We start from the raw sequence: 17,300 nt of genomic DNA on the forward strand, positions 1-17,300 counted from the left end.
ATCGACAGGAGGAGCAGTGCCCGCGAAACCGCTTCAGGAGCTGGTCGACTTCGCCCGCGGCAACTCGCCGTTCTACGCGGAGGCGTACCGCGACGTCCCCCGGACGATCTCGCACCTCACCGAACTTCCCCTCATCGACCAGACCGCGTTCTGGGCCGCCAACACCTGGCCGGACAACCGGCTGCTGACCGGCCCGCTCACCGACGCCGGCGTCTACAAGACCGGCGGCACCACCGGCGTCCCGAAGTTCTCCCCCTGGTCGCGCACCGAGCACGCCGACTCCGTCACCGCCTTCGGCGCGGGCATGGTCCGGGCCGGTCTGAAACCCGGCCACCGGGTGGCCAACCTGTTCTGCGCGGGCGAACTCTACGGCGGCTTCCTCTACATCGAGAACGCGCTGCACCACGCGCCGGTGGAGAACGTCCGCCTGCCGGTCGGCTGCGCCGCGCCGGACGACTACGTGGTCGACCTGATCACCGGCTTCGGCGTGCACGTCCTCGCGGGCGAGCCGATGAAGCTCAGCGCGGTGGCCGAGTGCCTGGTCCGGCGCGGGCGCAGCGCCGACTCCGTGGAACTGCTGCTCTTCGGCGGCGACCTGCTCTTCGCCGACCTGCGGCCGATCCTGTCCCAGGCCTTCCCGAAGGCGGCCGTCTCCTCGGTCGGCTACGCCTCGAACGACGCCGGCCTGGTCGGCGCGCCGGTGCCGGGCGACGACGTCCGCGTCCACGAGGCCTTCCCGGACCGCACGGTGGTGGAGCTGGTCGACGAGGTGACCGGCGAGCCGGTCACGGCCGCGGGCGTGCCCGGCCGGGTCGTGGTCACCAATCTGTTCCGCACCCTGATGCCGATCCTCCGGTACCCGACCGGGGACCGCGCCGAGTGGGTCGACCCGGAGCGCGGGACGTTCCGGCTGGTCGGCCGGTCGAACGAGGGCGCCCGGGTGGGCACGGTGGCCCTGCCGACCGAGGAGATCCGCGCGGTGCTGCTCGCCGCCGACCCCGACCGGGTCATCTCGGGCCTGCAGCTGGTGCAGCGCCGCTGGGACGGCCGGGACGGCCTCGTGCTGCGCCTCGGGTACACCGGGCCGCCGCCGGCGGCGCCGGGCGGGCTCGGCGAACGGCTGGTCGCGGCCGTATACGCGGCCGTGCCGCTCTACCCGGCCGAGGTGGCGTCCGGCGCGATCCACCACCTCGCCGTCGAGTGGGTGCCCCGCGCCGAGCTGGCGACCAACCCCCGGACGGGCAAGCTCCGTCAGGTGGTGGACGAGCGGCCCCGGGACTGAGCAGCACGGGCGGCCGCGGGACTCGGCGCCGCGGGCGGGGCCGCCGGTCTGTCGCTGGTGGGCCGCCGGGTGGGCCGGTCAGCCCACCGGTGGCCGGCCGGCGATGACGACGCTCTGCCCGCGGAACTCCGCGACGACCTTGCCCGTCGCCTGCCGGACGGTCACGTCGTAGATCCCCTGCCGCCCGGCGCGGGCCCGCTCCACCGCCTCCGCGACCAGCTCGTCGCCGGCCTCGGCCGGGGCCAGGAAGGTCACCTGCGCGGCCTGGGCCACGGTCACCGGGCCGTGGCTGTTGCACGCGTAGGAGAACGCCGCGTCGGCGAACAGGAACAGGAAGCCGCCGTGCGCCGTCCCGTGGCCGTTCACCATGTCCGGGCCGACCCGCATGCGCATCAGCGCCCGTCCGGCGGACACCTCGTCGAGGGTGATGCCCAGCGCGTGGCAGGCCCGGTCCCGGGCGTACAGCGCGTCGATCGCCGACTCCCCGGCCGGGGCCGCTCCGGTGTCCGCGTCCACGACGTCCCGCCTTCCCCGAGGGCCCGGCAGGTGGCCGAACCAGCACCGCCCGTCATCCTGCGCTCCGGATTAGACCGAGCCGCGGCACCGCCTGTCAATGACCCTCCTCCCGGACCGCGCGTGGCACACCGGCGGCCCCGGGGGCGCCTTCCCGCCCGGACGACGGGACGCTACTGTTCGGTAACCATGGCCGGGCGCGGCCCCCGGCACGCCCCGCCGGCCGCGTCCGGGGCACCACATCGTCCGAGGAGTGACCGTGAAGCGATCGAGACTCTCCACCCGGCTCCTGAGCGGTCTGCTGCTCGGCGCCGGGGTGCTGCACTTCGCCGCGCCCCGCCCGTTCGAGGCGATCGTGCCCAAGCGGCTCCCGGGCAGCCGCCGGGGCTGGACGTACGCGAGCGGCGTCGCCGAACTCGCCATCGGCGCGGCGGTCGCCGTACCGCGCACCCGGCGGGTCGGCGCCCTGGCCGCGGCGGGCCTCTTCGCCGCCGTGTTCCCGGCCAACGTGAAGATGGCCTACGACTGGCGGCACCGGCCGGCCCCGCTGCCGGCCCTCGCCGTGGCACGGCTGCCGCTCCAGGTGCCGCTGATCCTGTGGGCCCTGCGGGTCGGCCGGCGACCGCGGGGCTGACCGGCCCCGGCACCCCGGCCCACCGGGTCTGCCCGGCGGCGGTGCGGCGCCCCACCGGCCCCCGCCGGGCCGGGACACGGGACACCACCCGATCGACCGAGTCGGCGGCCGCCGTCCGGGTGGCGCGCGGCGGAAACGGTCCGCACACGCATCGCCCGCTCGTTCTGCCGTACATGCCCACACAGACCGATCCACCGAGGTCCCGGTGCGCCTGATCGGACGGACCGCTTCGGCGGTCCTGTCCCTGACGATCCTGGTCCTCCCGGCGGTGGCCGCCGGCGGCGACCGGCCGGCCGACGCGGACCCCGTGCCCCGGCCGCCCGAGAACGGCCGCACCGGCTGGGAGGTCGCGGCGGGCGCCGCCAACGTCCGCCGCGACCACTCGGTCAACGACACGGTGCTCGGCCTGACGCACTGCGGCGACCGGGTCGAGGTCCTGGACACCTGGGCCTCCCCGCTCGGCACCCGCTGGGGCAAGGTCGCGGTCACCCGCACCGGGGTCACCGGCTGGGTGCTCTGGTCCCTGCTCACCCGCCACGAGCCGGCCGCCGCGCCCGCCGCGGACTGCCCGCCCCGGGAGTGCCGGCGCGCCGCTCCCCCGTGCGCCGGCGGGTCGACCGAGATCGGGCCGGCCCCCCGCTGATTCCGCCGATCCCCCGGGCCGACCCGGTCGGCCCGGAGCTCGCTGGCCCGGAGCTCGTCGGCTCAGGGCTCGTCGGCTCAAATCTCGTCGGCTCAGAGCTCGTCGGCCATCGAGGCGCCCCCGAACAGGGCGAGCCCGGCCATCACGACCAGCAGGACGACGGCCACCGTGCGGTCCGCCGGATCGGGGCGCGGGCCGAGTCGGGGGTCGACGGTGCCTCGCGGGTCCACGGTCACCTGGAGCCGGTCACCGAGCGCGGCGCGCCTGCCCCCGGTCCCGATGCCGGTGACCTCGGTGCCGTCGGCCAGCCGCACGTCGACCCCGGTCACGGACGGCCCCTGACCGGCCATCGGGTCCGAGCCGACGACCGTCCGGACCACTTCGGCCTCGGAGGTGACCCCCCGGTCGTGCAGCAGCTGCTGCTCCTGCATCCCGAACCCGCAGACGAGGAGGCCGATCCAGGAGGCCAGCAGGCCGAACAGGGCAGCCGCCGTCCGCTCCGCGTTCCCCTTGGCCAGCCGGACCACGGCGGCCACGCAGCCCAGCACGACCGCCGCGAAGCAGCCCGCGGCCACCAGCCCCGAGCCGTGGTCCCGCAGTTCGAGGATCCCCCAGGCGCTCAGCACCGCGGGCACCAGCCAGCAGACCCCCGACACCACCACGAACGACGCCCCCGCCGCACCCCGCATGGACTCACCCCCGGCTGCTCCCCTACCCGGCGAGGAGCGCGGCGACGCCCGCCGCGCCGGCGCACCTCGCCGACCGTCCTGGCGACCTTCCCGGGGCGCAAGGTCGAGGGCGTGGAGTGCCCGCCCCCACACCACGGCACCGTGCTCGGCACCGACGACGGGGCCCTCGGCGGCCACCTCCGCGCCCTCCCGCTCCGCCCTCCTGACCGCGACTCCCCACCGCACCCCACGGCTCCACCGGTCGCGGCCGAGCCTCGCCCCTTCGGCCGCGCCCCGCCGGGCCGGTCAGCGGCGACCGAACAGCTTGCCCAGCCAGCCTCCGGCGGCCCGGCCGCCGTCCTTCCCGCATGCGCAGCGGTCGGCCCGGGGCACCCCGGCCAGCACCTGGTCCACGTGCATGCCGCACCCGGCGTAGCCCGGCTTTCCGCAGGACCGACAGACGACGCGTCGACACATGACGCCCTCCTTCTTCTTCGGGGCGGCCGGACCGGCCGCCCTCCCGAATATACCCGAGGGGGTATTTCTCCCGGCCGGCGCCGATCCTACCCCCCCACCCCGCCCGAGCCGCTCCGCCCGACCCGGCCGTTCCGCGCCGCCGTTCCAGGCCGCCGCGTTCGCGCAGGTCAGAGGCCGAAGAACGTTCCAGCGTCCCGAATCGGCGGCTGGCCCTGGCGGCCGGAACGACCCCCGGGCCAAGGTCGTACCCAGACCCGGCAGACCGGGTTCCGCATCGCACCACAGACACCGGGGGCCTCCCATGCGCACCACTCACCGCCGACGCACCACCGCCCTGGCCGCGACGGGCACCGCCGCGCTCGCCCTCGTCCTCACCGCCTGCGGCGGGAACCCCGCGGACAGCGGGACCGCCGCCGCACCGGCGCCCACGACGGCCGCGAAGTCCACGCCCGCCGCCACCGGGGCCACCACCACCTCCGCCGGTACCGCCGCCGGCACCGCGCCGAACACCGCCGCCCCGTCCGGCGCCAAGACCGGTGCCGGTACCGGTGCCGGCGCCGGGACGAGCACCCCCTCCGCGCGGCCGACCGGTGCCACGCAGGCACCCGCCGATCCGGCGGCGGCGTCCGCGCCGCTCTGCGCGGTCAAGGATGTCGCCATCAGCGCCGCCCTCCAGGACGGCCCGCCCTACACGCACCTCGTCCTGACCGCGAAGAACACCTCCGGCCACAGCTGCCGGCTCAGCGAGTACCCCCGGATCCGGTTCCTGGAGAGCCACCGCGAGAACGTGCCCGCCGTGGCCAAGAGCAGGCCCGCCGCGCCCGTCGTCCTCACCGCCGGCGCCCCGGCCTACGCCCTCGTGAAGCTGTCCGACGGCGGCGTGCACGAGAACAACGAGCCGGTGACCGCCTTCTCCGTCGCCCTCGACGGCGGCAGCGGCCCGGCCACCGTCAAGGCCCCCGGCAACGGCGGCATCGCCGTCGACCCGGCGGCCTGGGCCACCGGCTACTGGACGTACGAGCTGCGCAACGGCGCCGACGATTTCTGACCGGGCCCGCCCGGCTCCCGGGGCCGGGGGCGGCTGCTAGGTTCGCGAGGGCGGCTCCCGGTCGAGCCGACGCCGGACGGGGGCGGGTGGCGCACCCGGCCGGTGCGAACGACACCGACGGGAGACCGCATGACCTCCGGCCCGCACCCGACCGCCTGCACGGACCCGGCCGGCCCCCCGGCCCCGGTCGGCTCTCCGGCCCCGATCGACTTCTCGAACCTGGCCGAGCACGCCGCCGGGCGCTCCCTGGACGTGCGCTGGATCCACGGTTCGGAGTCGGCGAAGCACAACACCGACCCGGAACTCCAGGTCCACCACTACGACGAGCACACCGTGATCCTCCGGCAGAACATGGCCGTGAACTACGAGGCGCCGTTCCTCTTCCTGCTCTTCGGCAGCGAGCGGGCGGTACTGATCGACACCGGCGCCACCGCGTCCCCCGAGCTCTTCCCGCTCCGCCGCGTGGTCGACGAGCTGGTCGCGCGGTGGCTCGCCCGCCACCCCCGCACCGGCTACCGGCTGCTCGTCCTGCACAGTCACGGCCACGGCGACCACGTCGCGGGCGACGCGCAGTTCGCCGACCGGCCCGACACCGTCGTGGTGGACGCGGCCGCCGACACCGTCCGGGCGTTCCTCGGGCTGGGCGACGATCCCGACCTCCCCGCCCGGCTCGACCTCGGCGGGCGGACGCTGACCTGTCTGACCAGTCCCGGCCACCACGAGGCCGCCCTCACCTACTACGACCCGTTCACCGGCTTCCTGCTCACCGGCGACACCGTCTACCCGGGGCGGCTCTACATCGCCGACTGGGACGCCTACGTCGCGACGATCGACCGGCTGATCGCCTTCGCCGCCGACCACCCGGTCAGCCACGTGCTCGGCTGCCACATCGAGATGACCGACCGGCCGGGGGTGGACTACCCGATCCGGTACACCTACCAGCCCGACGAGCCCCCGCTGCAGATGACGGTCGCCCAGCTCCACGACATCCGGCGTGCGCTGGACGAGGCGGCCGCCCGCCCCGGCCGGCACGCCTTCGACGACTTCGTGCTCTCCTACCGCACGGGCTGACCGGGGCCGACAGGGGTCCCGGAGGTCCGGCGCGACCGGCGGTCGGGCGCGGCGGAGCGGAACGCCCGCTGCCCGCCCGGCCGTTCGCCCCCGGCGTGCCGGCCGTGCTGGCAGACTGACGCCATGGCAACCACCTCCGCGACGGTCCGGCACCGCCCCCGCGCGTTCCTCTCGGCGGCCGCGCTCCTGCTCGCCGGGGCGGCCGTCACCGCGTGTTCCTCCGGCGGCGACGCCCGGCCCGGTCCGCCGCCCGCCCCGTCGACCGCCACACCCACCGGCCGGACCGTCGCCGTCTACACCCCCGACCACCCGTTGGACGAGGGGCAGCTGAAGCAGGCGGCCGAACTGCTGCGCGAGCGCGCCGAGGCGCGCGGCCTGCCGGACGCCCGGGTCGAGCCGGCGGCCGCCGCGCTGCGGCTCTCGGTCGCCGGACAGGTCGCCGGGGACCGCCTCGCGGCGCTCGGCCGCCGGGCCGCGCTGGACTTCCGCCCGGTCCTGGCCGTGGCGGTGGCCGGTACCCCGTCCCCCGGCGCGGCGGACGTCGCCCCGACCGGCACGGTGCCGCCCGAACTCGCCGCCGGGTTCGCCGCGCTGAGCTGCGGCGCACCGGCCGCCGCCCTCCCCGCCGCCGTCGATCCGGGCACCACCGTGGCGATCTGCGGCACCGCCACCAAGGCGGCCCCGGTGGTGATGAAGTACGCGCTGGCCCCGGCCGCCCTCCAGGGCACCGACGTCGCGAAGGCCTCGGCGGTGCTCGACAGCCAGACCGTGGGCCGCTGGCAGGTCCAGGTGGACTTCACCCCGCAGGGCGGCACCGCCTTCGCCGCCCTCACCGGGAGGATCGCCCCGCAGCCGGAGCCCACCAACCAGATGGCCGTCACGGTGGACGGCACGGTCCTCTCGGCCCCCTACGTCGCCGAGGCGATCACCGGCGGATCGGCCGTGATCAGCGGCACCTTCACCGAGGACGAGGCCAAGGACCTGGCCGCCGCCCTCACCGCCGGCAGCCTGCCCGCCCATTTCACGGCCGCGCTCTCCACCCCGACCGGCTGACCCGGGTGCCGTCCCGCCGTCCGCGCACCCCGCGGGTCGGCGTGGCGGCGCCCGCGGCCGGGCCCTCGAACGCCCCGGGCGGCGGCGGCGCCCCGCAACGGGGATGTCACATCGTGTCCGTAGGATCTCCGGCGGGGGGATTGGCGCGACCGCACTGCCAGTGCTCCCGCGGCTGCACACCACGGTGCAACCGGTCCGGTGACCAGGAGATACGCAGTGATTCGCACCGAACGCGCAGGCCCCAAACTCGTCGGCGCCCTGGCGGCGCTGACACTGGCGCTGTTGCCCGCCGGCCTCGGGGCCACATCTGCCGCGGCCGCGGGTGGCACCCCGTCGGCGTCGCCGAGCCTCACCGCTTCGGGGAGCTTCGCTGACTCGTTCGCGTTGGCTCCGAACCGGAACTCCGCCCCGCTGTACGGGCTCAACGTCGATCTGAAGGAGCGCCAGACGGGCGGGACGGCGGGGCGGCCGGTCTCGTACACCCGGGTCTCCGGCAGTTGGGACACCACGACCCCGCCGAGCCGCTCGGCCGCCCAGGTCGGCACCGCGTCGGCCCCGGGCAGGCTCGTCCTCGCCTCCGGCCCCTCCGCCGTGATGCTCGGCGCCCCGGCCCTCGCCGATGCGAACGGCCGCTACACCGTCGCCACCACCATCGACCCCGTGGTGGGCGACACCGCCAGCAGCGACTGGGGTTCGATCGTCCTCAGCCGCAGTCACCGCAGCACCGGCTACGTGACGAACGGCGACGTCGACCTCGGCCTCACCGTCAGCTCCCGGGGCGACCTCGCCCTGTTCCACGGTGGCACGACACCGTTCTGGACCGGACACACCGCCCCCGGCGCGGGCGCCTTCGCGGTGAGCCTGACCGTCTCCACCGGCACCGACCGGCTGGTCACGCTGACGGTCGACGGGACGACGGTCGCCGTGCCCGCCCCCGCCGGTGTGACCCGCTGGCCGGGCAGCCCGTTCGTCTACCTCGGCACCTACCTCGGAAACGCCGACGAGCGGACCGCCTTCGGGGACGGGCACGGCCACGGGCTCACCGTGAGCGGTGTCGACACCGGCGCCACCGCGAGTGCGAAGACCTTCGTCGACACCTTCGACAACGCGCCGGGCGCCACCGCCGACTTCGGCCTCAACGAGGAGCTGAGCGCCCGCCAGCCCAGCCTGGTCTCGGCCGGCTACACGGCCGTCTCCGGCCGCCCCGGGCTGCCGAGCACCCCTGCGGCGGGCGCGGTCCGGGTCGACGACCCGGCCCACCCGAACACCCTCTCGCTCACGCACGGCCCGGCGGCGGTCCGCCTCGACAAGCCCGCGACCTCCGACAACTCCGGGACGTACAGCGTCCAGGCGACCCTGGCACCGGCGGTGGGCGACCGGACCAGCGGCGACTGGGCCGCGCTGGTCGTGAGCGGCGCCTCCCAGGGCACCGGCTGGGTGGAGGGGGCGGGGGTCGCGCTCGGCCTGCGGGTGCGGGCCAACGGCGGCCTCCAGGTGTTCCAGGGGGGCACCGCCCTGTGGTCCGGCGAGCAGAGCGTCCCGGCCGCGGACGCGTACCGGGTCTCCGTCACGCTGGACACCGACTCCGGTCACAGCGCCGGTGTGACCGTGAACGGCCGGACCTTCTCCGTCGTGACGCCGGCCCCGCTCCCCCGCGACGGCTACCTCTACTTCGGTTCGAACCAGTCCGCCTCCGGCCGGAAGGCCACGGTGGACGACCTGCGCGTCTCGATGCTCGGCGGCCTGGACTACACCGGGTACTACGCCGTCGTGGCGCCCGAGGACAAGGTCGACCACACCGCGGCGGTGGCGTCCTGGACCAATATGAACGAGTACGGCGCCGTGGACCCGGCCACCGGATTCCTGGACACCTGCGGACCCGCCTCCTGCATCGTCGACGCGGGCGAGTACCTCCAGGACGGGACGACCTGCCTGGTGGCCGACGGGCCGGGTGCGCTCAGGACGTTCGCGGCGTCCATCGGATCGAACATCGACAAGGTCTCCGCGATCTACATGATCGACGAACCCTACTGGCGCCACCTCAGCCCCGAGCAGGTGCAGACGGCGGTCACCTGGATCCGCGCCGCGTTCCCGGACAAGATGATCGTCCTCACCATGGACGCCGCCAGCCTCCGGGATCCCGCCGCCACCATCCCGTCCGAGGTCGACGTGGTCGGTTTCGACGACTACTGCCAGGGGCGCTCCGCGGTCCTCGACAGGCTCGCCCGGACCAAGGCCAAGCTCTCGGCGAACCAGCACCTGCTGCTCTTCCCGGAGTCCGTCACCAACGCCGGCCTGGCCGGCTGCGAGAGCGCGACCGACGCCACGATGGCCGCGGCCAACAGGGAGTACCACGCGATCGCCGCGAGCGATCCCCGCGTCGTCGCCGTGCTGAACTTCCGCTGGGTCGGCCCGCGCAACACCGCCGAGATGCCGCAGACCGTCCGCGTCCAGCAGGAACTCGGAAGAGCTGTGATCAACGCGACGCCGGCCCGGCCGGCCTCCTCCGTCGGCGTCTTCCGACCGGGTGGCGCCGGCAGCCCGGCGGTCTTCGCCGAGAGCACCCGCGGCGGGGCGGCCATCGGCTCGGCGCCGTTCGGTGCCGCCGGTGACGTCCCGCTGGTCGGCCACTGGAACGGGCCCGGCGTCGACACCGTCGGCGTCTACCGCCCCGGCACCCGGACCTTCCTGCTCGGTGACGGCGACACGACCACCACCGTCACCCCGGACTTCGTCGAGCCGAACGACATTCCCGTCGTCGGCGACTGGACCGGGCAGGGACGCACCACCATCGGGGTGTACCGGCCCGGCACCCAGACCTTCCTGCTCAGCAACGACAACGTGACCGTCGCCACCGGCTTCAGGTTCGGCGACCCCGGCGACGTCCCGCTGGTAGGCAACTGGAGCGGCAACGGCACCACCACCGTCGGGGTGTACCGCCCAAGCACCCGGGGCTTCTACCTGAGCGACCGCAACGACAGCACCGCCGCGGCCGACCACAGTGCCGTCTTCGGCGACCAGAAGGACATTCCGGTCAAGGGCGACTGGGACGGCACCGGCACCGACTCCATCGGTGTCTACCGGCCCAGCACCCAGAGCTTCTACGGCGCCGCCTCCACCCGCGATCCCGCCACCATCGTGTTCGCCGTCCGGTTCGGCGACCCCGGCGACACCCCGCTCGTGGGCAACTGGGGCTGACCCGTACGCATGCCGGGGCGCGCGGTCCGCGCGCCCAGACGTGCCGGCCCCGGGCGGGGCGTCAGGCGCCGCTGTGGCGGAGCATCTCCTCGCGATCGACGACCTTGACGCGGTCGCGGCCCTCGGCCGCACCGAGGGCGCGCTCGTGCGCGTCGAGTTCCTTCCAGCCGTCCCAGGTGGTGAAGCGGACGCCCTGGCCGCGCAGGTGGGCCACCACCGCGTCGGGCTCGGGCGCGACGGCGCCGGGGAGGCGGCCGGCGGCGTGGTCGGCCAGCAGGCAGGCGACGGTCTCGTTGGCGTCGCCCTTGGTGTGGCCGATCAGACCGACGGGGCCGCGCTTGATCCAACCGGTCACGTAGGTGGCGGCGAGGTGGGAGCCGTCGGCGGTCAGGACGCGGCCGGCCTCGTTGGGGACGGTGCCGCTGATCGGGTCGAAGGGCACCTTCGGCAGCTCGTCGGAGTAGTAGCCGATGGCGCGGTAGACGGCCTGGACGTCCCAGTCGGTGAACCGGCCGGTGCCCCGGACGTTGCCGGTGCCGTCGAGTTCGGTGCGCTCGGTGCGCAGGCCGCTCACCCGGCCGTCCTCGCCGATCACCTCGACGGGCGACTCGAAGAAGTGCAGGTGGACGCGGTGCGGGCGGTCGCCGACGTCGCGAATGGCCCAGTTCTCGATGGTGGAGGCGACCATGTCGGCGTGCTTGCTGGCGCGGCGCTCGGCGATCGAGCCGTCGTCGTACTCGATGTCCTCGGGGTCCACGACGACCTCGATGGTCGGGGAGTGGTCGAGCTCCCGCAGCTCCATGGGGCTGAACTTGGCCTGGGCCGGGCCGCGTCGGCCGAAGACGTGCACCTCCAGCGCCTGGTTGGCCGTCAGGCCGGCGTGGACGTTCGGCGGGATTTCGGTGGAGAGCAGTTCGTCGGCGGTCTTGGCGAGGATGCGGGCCACGTCGAGCGCCACGTTGCCCGCGCCGAGCACGGCGACCTTGCGGGCCTCCAGCGGCCACGTCCGGGGGACGTCGGGGTGCCCGTCGTACCAGGAGACGAAGTCGGCGGCGCCGTAGGAGCCGTCCAGGCCGACGCCGGGGATGTCGAGTGCCCGGTCGGCCGTCGCACCGGTGGCGAAGACCGCCGCGTCGTAGAAGCGGTGCAGGTCGTCCAGGGTGAGGTCGTTCGGGTAGTCGACGTTGCCGAACAGGCGTATGCCGGGCTTCTCCAGGACCTGGTGCAGCGCGGTGACGATGCCCTTGATCCGGGGGTGGTCGGGAGCGACGCCGTAGCGGATCAGGCCGAACGGCGCGGGCATCCGCTCGAACAGGTCGATGGAGACGCCCGGGGCCTGGGCGGCGTCGGACTTGAGCAGGGCGTCTGCGGCGTAGATGCCGGCGGGGCCGGCTCCGACGATCGCGATGCGGATCGGGCGGGACATGGCGGGCGTTCCTCCGGACGGGCGAGCGGCAGACGGACGTTCGTTAGCAAACCTCTGCAGTCTGCACTGCTGTAGGGGGTCCGGAGCTATGACCTCATAGAGCCAACCTATGGGCGGGGCGCGGAGGCCTCTGGTACCGGGCTCCGCCGCACCGGCCGCCACCCGGGGCTGCCCGCGATGCCCGGCCGCCACCCGGGGCCGCCCACCCGCGCCGCGGAGTGTGAGAGGCTCCGGGGACTCCGGCATGCCCCCGACCGACCCGTCCGAACGGGCGCGGCACCGGCGCGGCGGCAGCGGAGGGCACGGCGGGACGCGGGCTCACCGCGCTTCGTACGGGGGTGTCCGACCACTGCGGACGATGAACGGGAAGGAGGTCGACCCACTCCTTTCCACTCCCAACTTATAGCGCACCGGGGGGCTTGCGGCAAGGCCCCCGTCGTACCGCAGAATTGTCCGCCGAGGCCGGGACCTGCGGATATGGAGGCGCAGCGGCCCGGATTCGCGCCCCCGCGGCGCTCGGCGGCACCGGCTTCCGGGTCCGCCGTTTCCCAAGATCATTATCCTGAGTGTCCCCGTCCCGGGCCGCCGGCCGAGCGCAGGCGCCGGCCCCGGGCCTTCCCGTGTCGCACACGGCGGTCCTCGCACCGCCACCCTCGGTCGCCCGGTCGGTCGAGGACCCCTGAGTCAATGGAGCTGGCCATGGTCCCCACGTCGTCGTCCTCGTCCGAACGTCCCGCCGGTGTCGATGCCGGAGCCGGGACCGGGGCGGACCCGGGCGCCGCCCTGCCCTCCGACGACTGGCGGGCCCGGGAGCTGCGGGCGGAGAACGCCTACGTCGGCCGGCTCTACGACCGGCTGGAGACCCGGCGCGAACTCGCGACGGCCCGGCTGCGCGCGGTCCACCGCCAGGAGCAGGGCGGCACGCTCCAGTCCCGCCTGGAGCGCGACACCATGGAGCTCCACCACACCCGCCGGCTGGCGGAGCTGTACGCCGCGGAGTACGGGCTCTGCTTCGGCCGGCTCGACACCGCCGACGGCGAGCGGCAGTACATCGGCCGGATCGCCCTCGCGGACGACGACCACGAGCCGCTGCTCACCGACTGGCGGGCGTCGGCCGCGGAGCCGTTCTACCGCGCGACGCCGGCCGCGCCCGGCGGGGTGACGGGGCGACGGCACCTGCGGACCAAGGGACGGACCGTCGTCGACTTCGACGACGACGCCTTCGCCATGGGTGCCCTGGAGGGCCGGGACGGCTCCGCCCTCAGCGGGGAGAGCGCCCTGCTCGCCTCGCTGACCGCGGCCCGGACCGGCCGGATGGGGGACATCGTCTCGACCATCCAGGCCGAGCAGGACCGGGTGATCCGCTCCGAGCTGAGCGGCGTGCTGGTCGTCCAGGGCGGCCCGGGCACCGGCAAGACCGTGGTCGCCCTGCACCGCGCCGCGTACCTCCTCTACACCCACCGCGACCGCCTGGCCAAGCGCGGTGTGCTGGTCATCGGGCCGAACAGGACGTTCCTGCGCTACATCGACCAGGTGCTCCCCGCGCTCGGCGAGAGCGAGGTCGTGCTGAGCAGCATCGGCGCCCTCTACCCCGGCGTGACCGGGACGGACACCGAGACGCCGGAGGCCGCCGCCGTGAAGGGCGACGCCCGGATGGCGCGGGTGCTCGCCACCGCGCTGGAGGGCCTGCGGCAGCTCCCGGAGGAAGAGGAGCCCTGGACCATCACCGTGGGCCGCAGCTCGCCGCACCAGGAGGAGCTCGTGATCGGCCGGGCGCTCTGCGAGCGGGCGCACGCCGCCGCGCACCGGACCGGCGAGCCCCACAACGCGGCCCGGGCCGCCCTGGTGGAGCGGCTCTCCTCCGAGCTGGCCCTGCGGATCGCCAGGGACCGGGGCGGGGAGATGGCGCTGGACGACGTGGTGGACCTCGCCGACGCACTCGTCGTCGAGCGCGACTTCCAGGCCCTGGCCGAGAAGCTGTGGCCGCTGCTCGGTCCGGAGCAGCTGCTCACCGCGCTGTTCGCCTCCCCGCAGCTGCTCGCGGACGCCATGCCGGACTTCTCCGAGGCCGAGCGCGCCGCCCTGCTGCGCGAGCGGCCCGGTCCGGACGAGCCGGCCGCTCCCTGGACCACCGACGACGTGCCGCTGCTCGACGAGGCCGCCGAACTCCTCGGCCCGCTGCCGGGCAGCGCCGTCACCCGCCGGGCCGACGCCGCCGCCGAGGCCGAGCGGCTGGAGTTCGCCAAGGTCGTCCTGGAGGACTTCGGCGCGGGGCTGGCCGAGATCGACGCGGAGCTGCTGACGCGCCAGTACCAGGGCGAGGGCGAGTTCCGGCCGCTCTCCGAGCGCGCGGCCGAGGACCGGACCTGGGGCTTCGGGCACATCATCGTGGACGAGGCGCAGGAGCTCTCCCCGATGGCCTGGCGGCTGCTGACCCGCCGCTGCCCCGGCCGGTCCATGACGATCGTGGGCGACCTGGCCCAGACCGGCGCCCCGGCCGGGCTGAACTCCTGGGGCGAGGCGCTCGACGAGTACACCGCCGGGCGCTGGCGCACGGTGGAACTCACCATCAACTACCGGACCCCGGCCGAGATCATGCGGGTCACCGAGGGCGTCCTGCGGGCGGTCGACCCGGCGCTCACCGCCCCGACCGCGGTGCGCGGCGGCGGGACCGTTCCGTGGAGCCTGCGGATCCCCGAGGAGAACCGGGGCGCGGCCCTGCGCGCCGTCGTCGAGCGGGAGATCGCGGAGCTGGACGGCCGCCGGATGGCGATTCTGCACGCCCCCGGCTTCCCGGTCGAGCTGGTCGACGAGCTGGCCGGGCTGGCCGGTGTGGCGCGTGCCGACGGCCCGGCGTCGCTGGACTCGCCGGTCGTCCTGATGACGGCGGCGCAGTCCAAGGGGCTGGAGTTCGACGCCGTCCTCGTCGTGGAGCCCGACGAGATCCTCGCGGCGCACTCCCGCGGCGGGAACGACCTCTATGTCGCCCTCACCCGTGCGACGAAGAGCCTCGGGGTCGTGCACAGCCGGGAGCTGCCGGCGATGCTGGAGGGCCTGGAGGCCCGCTGAGGCGCGGCTCCCGCGCAGGCGTGTGCCGCCCGGTCGGGTGGCACACGCCTCACCGGCGGGAGGTCACCAGCGCTCGTGGACCTGGGCGCGGATCCGGCGGTCGTAGAGGTCCCGGACGGCGGCGAGGGTCGCCCCGGGCAGCGGCGGGAGGTCGGCCGCGGCGGCGTTCGCCCGGGCCTGCTCGGGGTTGCGCGCACCGGGGATCACCGTCGTGACGCCCGGCTGCTGGATGATCCAGCGCAGGGCGGTCTGCGCCGGGGTCGCCTCCCCGGGCGCGAGAGCGGCGAACTCCTCCGCCGCCTCGACGCCGGTCGCGAAGTCGACGCCGGAGAAGGTCTCGCCCTGGTCGAAGGCCTCGCCGTGCCGGTTGTAGCTGCGGTGGTCGTCCGCGGCGAACGCGGTCCGCGCGGTGTAGCGGCCGGAGAGCAGCCCCGAGGCGAGCGGCACGCGGGCCAGGATGCCCACCCCGGCGGCCGCGGCGGCGGGCAGGACCAGCTCCAGCGGCTTCAGCCGGAAGGCGTTCAGGATGATCTGGACGCTCGCGACACCGGGCCGGGCGATCGCGGTCAGCGCCTGCGCGCAGGTCTCCACGCTGACGCCGTAGGCGGCGATCCGCTCCTCGGCGACCAGGGTGTCCAGGGCGTCGTACACCTCGTCGTCGGAGTAGACCGGCGTCGGCGGGCAGTGCAGCTGCACCAGGTCGAGCCGGTCCACGCCCAGGTTGGAGCGGGAACGGTCGGACCAGGCACGGAAGTTGGCGAGGTTGTAGTGCTCCGGGCGCTGCTCGGCCCGGCGGCCGAACTTGGTGGCGACGAAGACCCCGGCGTCCGGGCGGCCCTTCAGGTAGCGGCCGATCAGCTGCTCGCTGCGGCCGTCGCCGTAGACGTCGGCGGTGTCGAAGAGGGTGACGCCGGCCTCGACGGAGGTGTCCAGGACGTCGAGCGCGTCCTCCTCGCGGACGTCACCCCAGTCCGCGCCGAGCTGCCAGGTACCGAGCCCCACGACGGAGACGGGTCGGCCGGTGCGGCCGAGTACACGCTGTTCCATGGGGCGAGCCTCTCACAGGGGCACCGCGCCGGCGGCGAGGCGGCGCGATGGCCGCCCGGCCCGGCCCGCCCCGACGTGTCGGGGCGGGCCGGGCGGGCGGTGCGTACGGCCGGCGGCGCGTACGGCCGGCGGTGCGTACGGCCGGCGGTGCGTACGGGCGCTACTCGCCGACGGTCAGCACGACCTTCCCGGTGACCCGGCCGGTGTCACCCAGGTCGTGCCCCTTGGCGGCGTCGGCGAGCGGGAAGACGGCCTCCACGACGGCCCGCAGCTCACCCGCCTCGACCAGCCCGGCGATCGCCCGCATACCGGCCTGGTCGGCCTCGACCAGCAGCGGGACGGCCTCGACGCCCCGGGCCGCGGCCTGCTCGGCGAGGTCGGCGGGCAGCGCTCCGAGCGCGATGCTGATCAGCCGGCCGCCCGGCTTCAGGGTGTCCAGCGAGCGGATCGCGGTGTCGCCGCCGATGGTGTCCAGGACGAGGTCGACCGGGGCGATCCGGGTGAAGTCCTCCGTGCGGTAGTCGATCAGCTCGTCGGCGCCCAGTTCGCGCAGCAGCGCGTGCTTGGGGGCGCTGGCCGTGCCGACCACGTACGCGCCGCGGGTCTTGGCGATCTGCACGGCGAGGTGGCCGACACCGCCCGCCGCCGCGTGGATCAGGACGCGCTCGCCGGGCCGGACGCCCGCCGCGTCGACCAGCACCTGCCAGGCGGTCAGCGCCGCCAGCGGGATCGCGCCCGCCTGGACGTGGTCGACCCCGGCCGGCTTGCGGACCAGCGCGCGGGCCGGGGCCACCGCGTACTCGGCGAACGCGCCGACGCCGTAGGGGTAGGGCAGCATCCCGAAGACCTCGTCGCCGGGGCGGTGGATCGTCACGCCCGGGCCGACCGCCTCGACGACGCCGGAGACGTCCCAGCCGAGGACCAGCGGGAGGCGGTCGAGGAAACCGGGGTTCTGGCGGTGCTTCCAGTCGGTGGGGTTCATGCCCGCGGCCCGGACGCGGACGAGGACCTCCGACGGACCGGGCTCCGGGCGCTCGGTCTCGACCTCGCGCAGGACGTCACTGCCGCCGTAGGTGTACTGGGTGATGGCTTTCATGGTGCTCATGCATCCAGGATGCTCCGGCCGCGACCAGCGCGGATAGCGGCCCGAAGGTCATGCTGTGCAAGAATT

The 17,300-nt window shown here is 75.1% G+C and carries 14 protein-coding genes; 8 read left to right on the forward strand and 6 right to left on the reverse strand.

Translation table 11 applies throughout. The features are described 5' to 3' along the window. The first annotated feature begins 16 nt into the window (after positions 1–16). The gene (locus tag ACZ4UX_RS10930; RefSeq protein ID WP_465706386.1) at positions 17–1,282 is read left to right on the forward strand and encodes a phenylacetate--CoA ligase family protein; all 1,266 of its coding nucleotides are present in this window, start codon (positions 17–19) and stop codon (positions 1,280–1,282) included. A 78-nt stretch (positions 1,283–1,360) separates the two neighbouring features. Here ACZ4UX_RS10930 and paaI read toward each other — a convergent pair whose 3' ends face one another. Next, the gene (gene paaI, locus ACZ4UX_RS10935; protein ID WP_465706387.1) at positions 1,361–1,798 is read right to left on the reverse strand and encodes a hydroxyphenylacetyl-CoA thioesterase PaaI; all 438 of its coding nucleotides are present in this window, start codon (positions 1,796–1,798) and stop codon (positions 1,361–1,363) included. A gap of 256 nt (positions 1,799–2,054) precedes the next feature. Here paaI and ACZ4UX_RS10940 point away from each other — a divergent pair, with 256 nt between their 5' ends. Both ACZ4UX_RS10940 and ACZ4UX_RS10945 read left to right on the forward strand, forming a co-directional pair. Beyond that, entirely contained in the window at positions 2,055–2,429 is a 375-nt protein-coding gene (locus ACZ4UX_RS10940) for a DoxX family protein (RefSeq protein WP_359804847.1), read from the forward strand. A gap of 205 nt (positions 2,430–2,634) precedes the next feature. Further along, positions 2,635–3,072 (forward strand): SH3 domain-containing protein, encoded by a 438-nt coding sequence (locus ACZ4UX_RS10945; RefSeq protein ID WP_465706388.1) that lies wholly within the window; start codon positions 2,635–2,637, stop codon positions 3,070–3,072. 92 nt (positions 3,073–3,164) lie between these two features. Here ACZ4UX_RS10945 and ACZ4UX_RS10950 read toward each other — a convergent pair whose 3' ends face one another. Beyond that, on the reverse strand, positions 3,165–3,761 hold the full coding sequence (locus ACZ4UX_RS10950; RefSeq protein ID WP_465706389.1) for a hypothetical protein: 597 nt from the start codon (positions 3,759–3,761) through the stop codon (positions 3,165–3,167). A gap of 285 nt (positions 3,762–4,046) precedes the next feature. Then, the gene (locus ACZ4UX_RS10955; RefSeq protein ID WP_352295687.1) at positions 4,047–4,217 is read right to left on the reverse strand and encodes a hypothetical protein; all 171 of its coding nucleotides are present in this window, start codon (positions 4,215–4,217) and stop codon (positions 4,047–4,049) included. Between the two features lie 301 nt (positions 4,218–4,518). Here ACZ4UX_RS10955 and ACZ4UX_RS10960 point away from each other — a divergent pair, with 301 nt between their 5' ends. The 4 genes from ACZ4UX_RS10960 (at position 4,519) to ACZ4UX_RS10975 (ending at position 10,587) form a co-directional block, all read left to right on the forward strand. Further along, entirely contained in the window at positions 4,519–5,265 is a 747-nt protein-coding gene (locus ACZ4UX_RS10960) for a DUF4232 domain-containing protein (RefSeq protein ID WP_465706390.1), read from the forward strand. Positions 5,266–5,394: 129 nt separating this feature from the next. Further along, a complete protein-coding gene (locus tag ACZ4UX_RS10965; protein ID WP_465706391.1) occupies positions 5,395–6,336 on the forward strand; it encodes an MBL fold metallo-hydrolase in 942 nt (313 codons plus the stop codon). Positions 6,337–6,459: 123 nt separating this feature from the next. After that, a complete protein-coding gene (locus ACZ4UX_RS10970) occupies positions 6,460–7,389 on the forward strand; it encodes a SecDF P1 head subdomain-containing protein (protein ID WP_465706392.1) in 930 nt (309 codons plus the stop codon). A 384-nt stretch (positions 7,390–7,773) separates the two neighbouring features. Next, complete coding sequence (locus tag ACZ4UX_RS10975; RefSeq protein WP_465706393.1) at positions 7,774–10,587, forward strand: hypothetical protein; 2,814 nt, start codon at positions 7,774–7,776, stop codon at positions 10,585–10,587. 61 nt (positions 10,588–10,648) lie between these two features. Here the strand turns inward: ACZ4UX_RS10975 and ACZ4UX_RS10980 are convergent, their stop codons facing one another. Beyond that, positions 10,649–12,013 carry an FAD-dependent oxidoreductase gene (locus ACZ4UX_RS10980; protein ID WP_329491479.1) on the reverse strand — a complete coding sequence of 455 codons (1,365 nt, stop codon included), beginning with the start codon at positions 12,011–12,013 and terminating at the stop codon, positions 10,649–10,651. A gap of 699 nt (positions 12,014–12,712) precedes the next feature. Between ACZ4UX_RS10980 and ACZ4UX_RS10985 the strand changes: the two genes are divergently transcribed. Then, a complete protein-coding gene (locus ACZ4UX_RS10985; RefSeq protein ID WP_465706394.1) occupies positions 12,713–15,082 on the forward strand; it encodes a HelD family protein in 2,370 nt (789 codons plus the stop codon). A gap of 63 nt (positions 15,083–15,145) precedes the next feature. Here the strand turns inward: ACZ4UX_RS10985 and ACZ4UX_RS10990 are convergent, their stop codons facing one another. Both ACZ4UX_RS10990 and ACZ4UX_RS10995 read right to left on the reverse strand, forming a co-directional pair. Beyond that, on the reverse strand, positions 15,146–16,129 hold the full coding sequence (locus tag ACZ4UX_RS10990; RefSeq protein ID WP_465706395.1) for an aldo/keto reductase: 984 nt from the start codon (positions 16,127–16,129) through the stop codon (positions 15,146–15,148). 160 nt (positions 16,130–16,289) lie between these two features. After that, positions 16,290–17,225, reverse strand: a complete 936-nt coding sequence (locus ACZ4UX_RS10995; protein ID WP_465706596.1) for an NADP-dependent oxidoreductase — start codon at positions 17,223–17,225, stop codon at positions 16,290–16,292. Positions 17,226–17,300 lie beyond the last annotated feature (75 nt).

The sequence above is a fragment of the Kitasatospora sp. NPDC028961 genome (assembly GCF_055564815.1).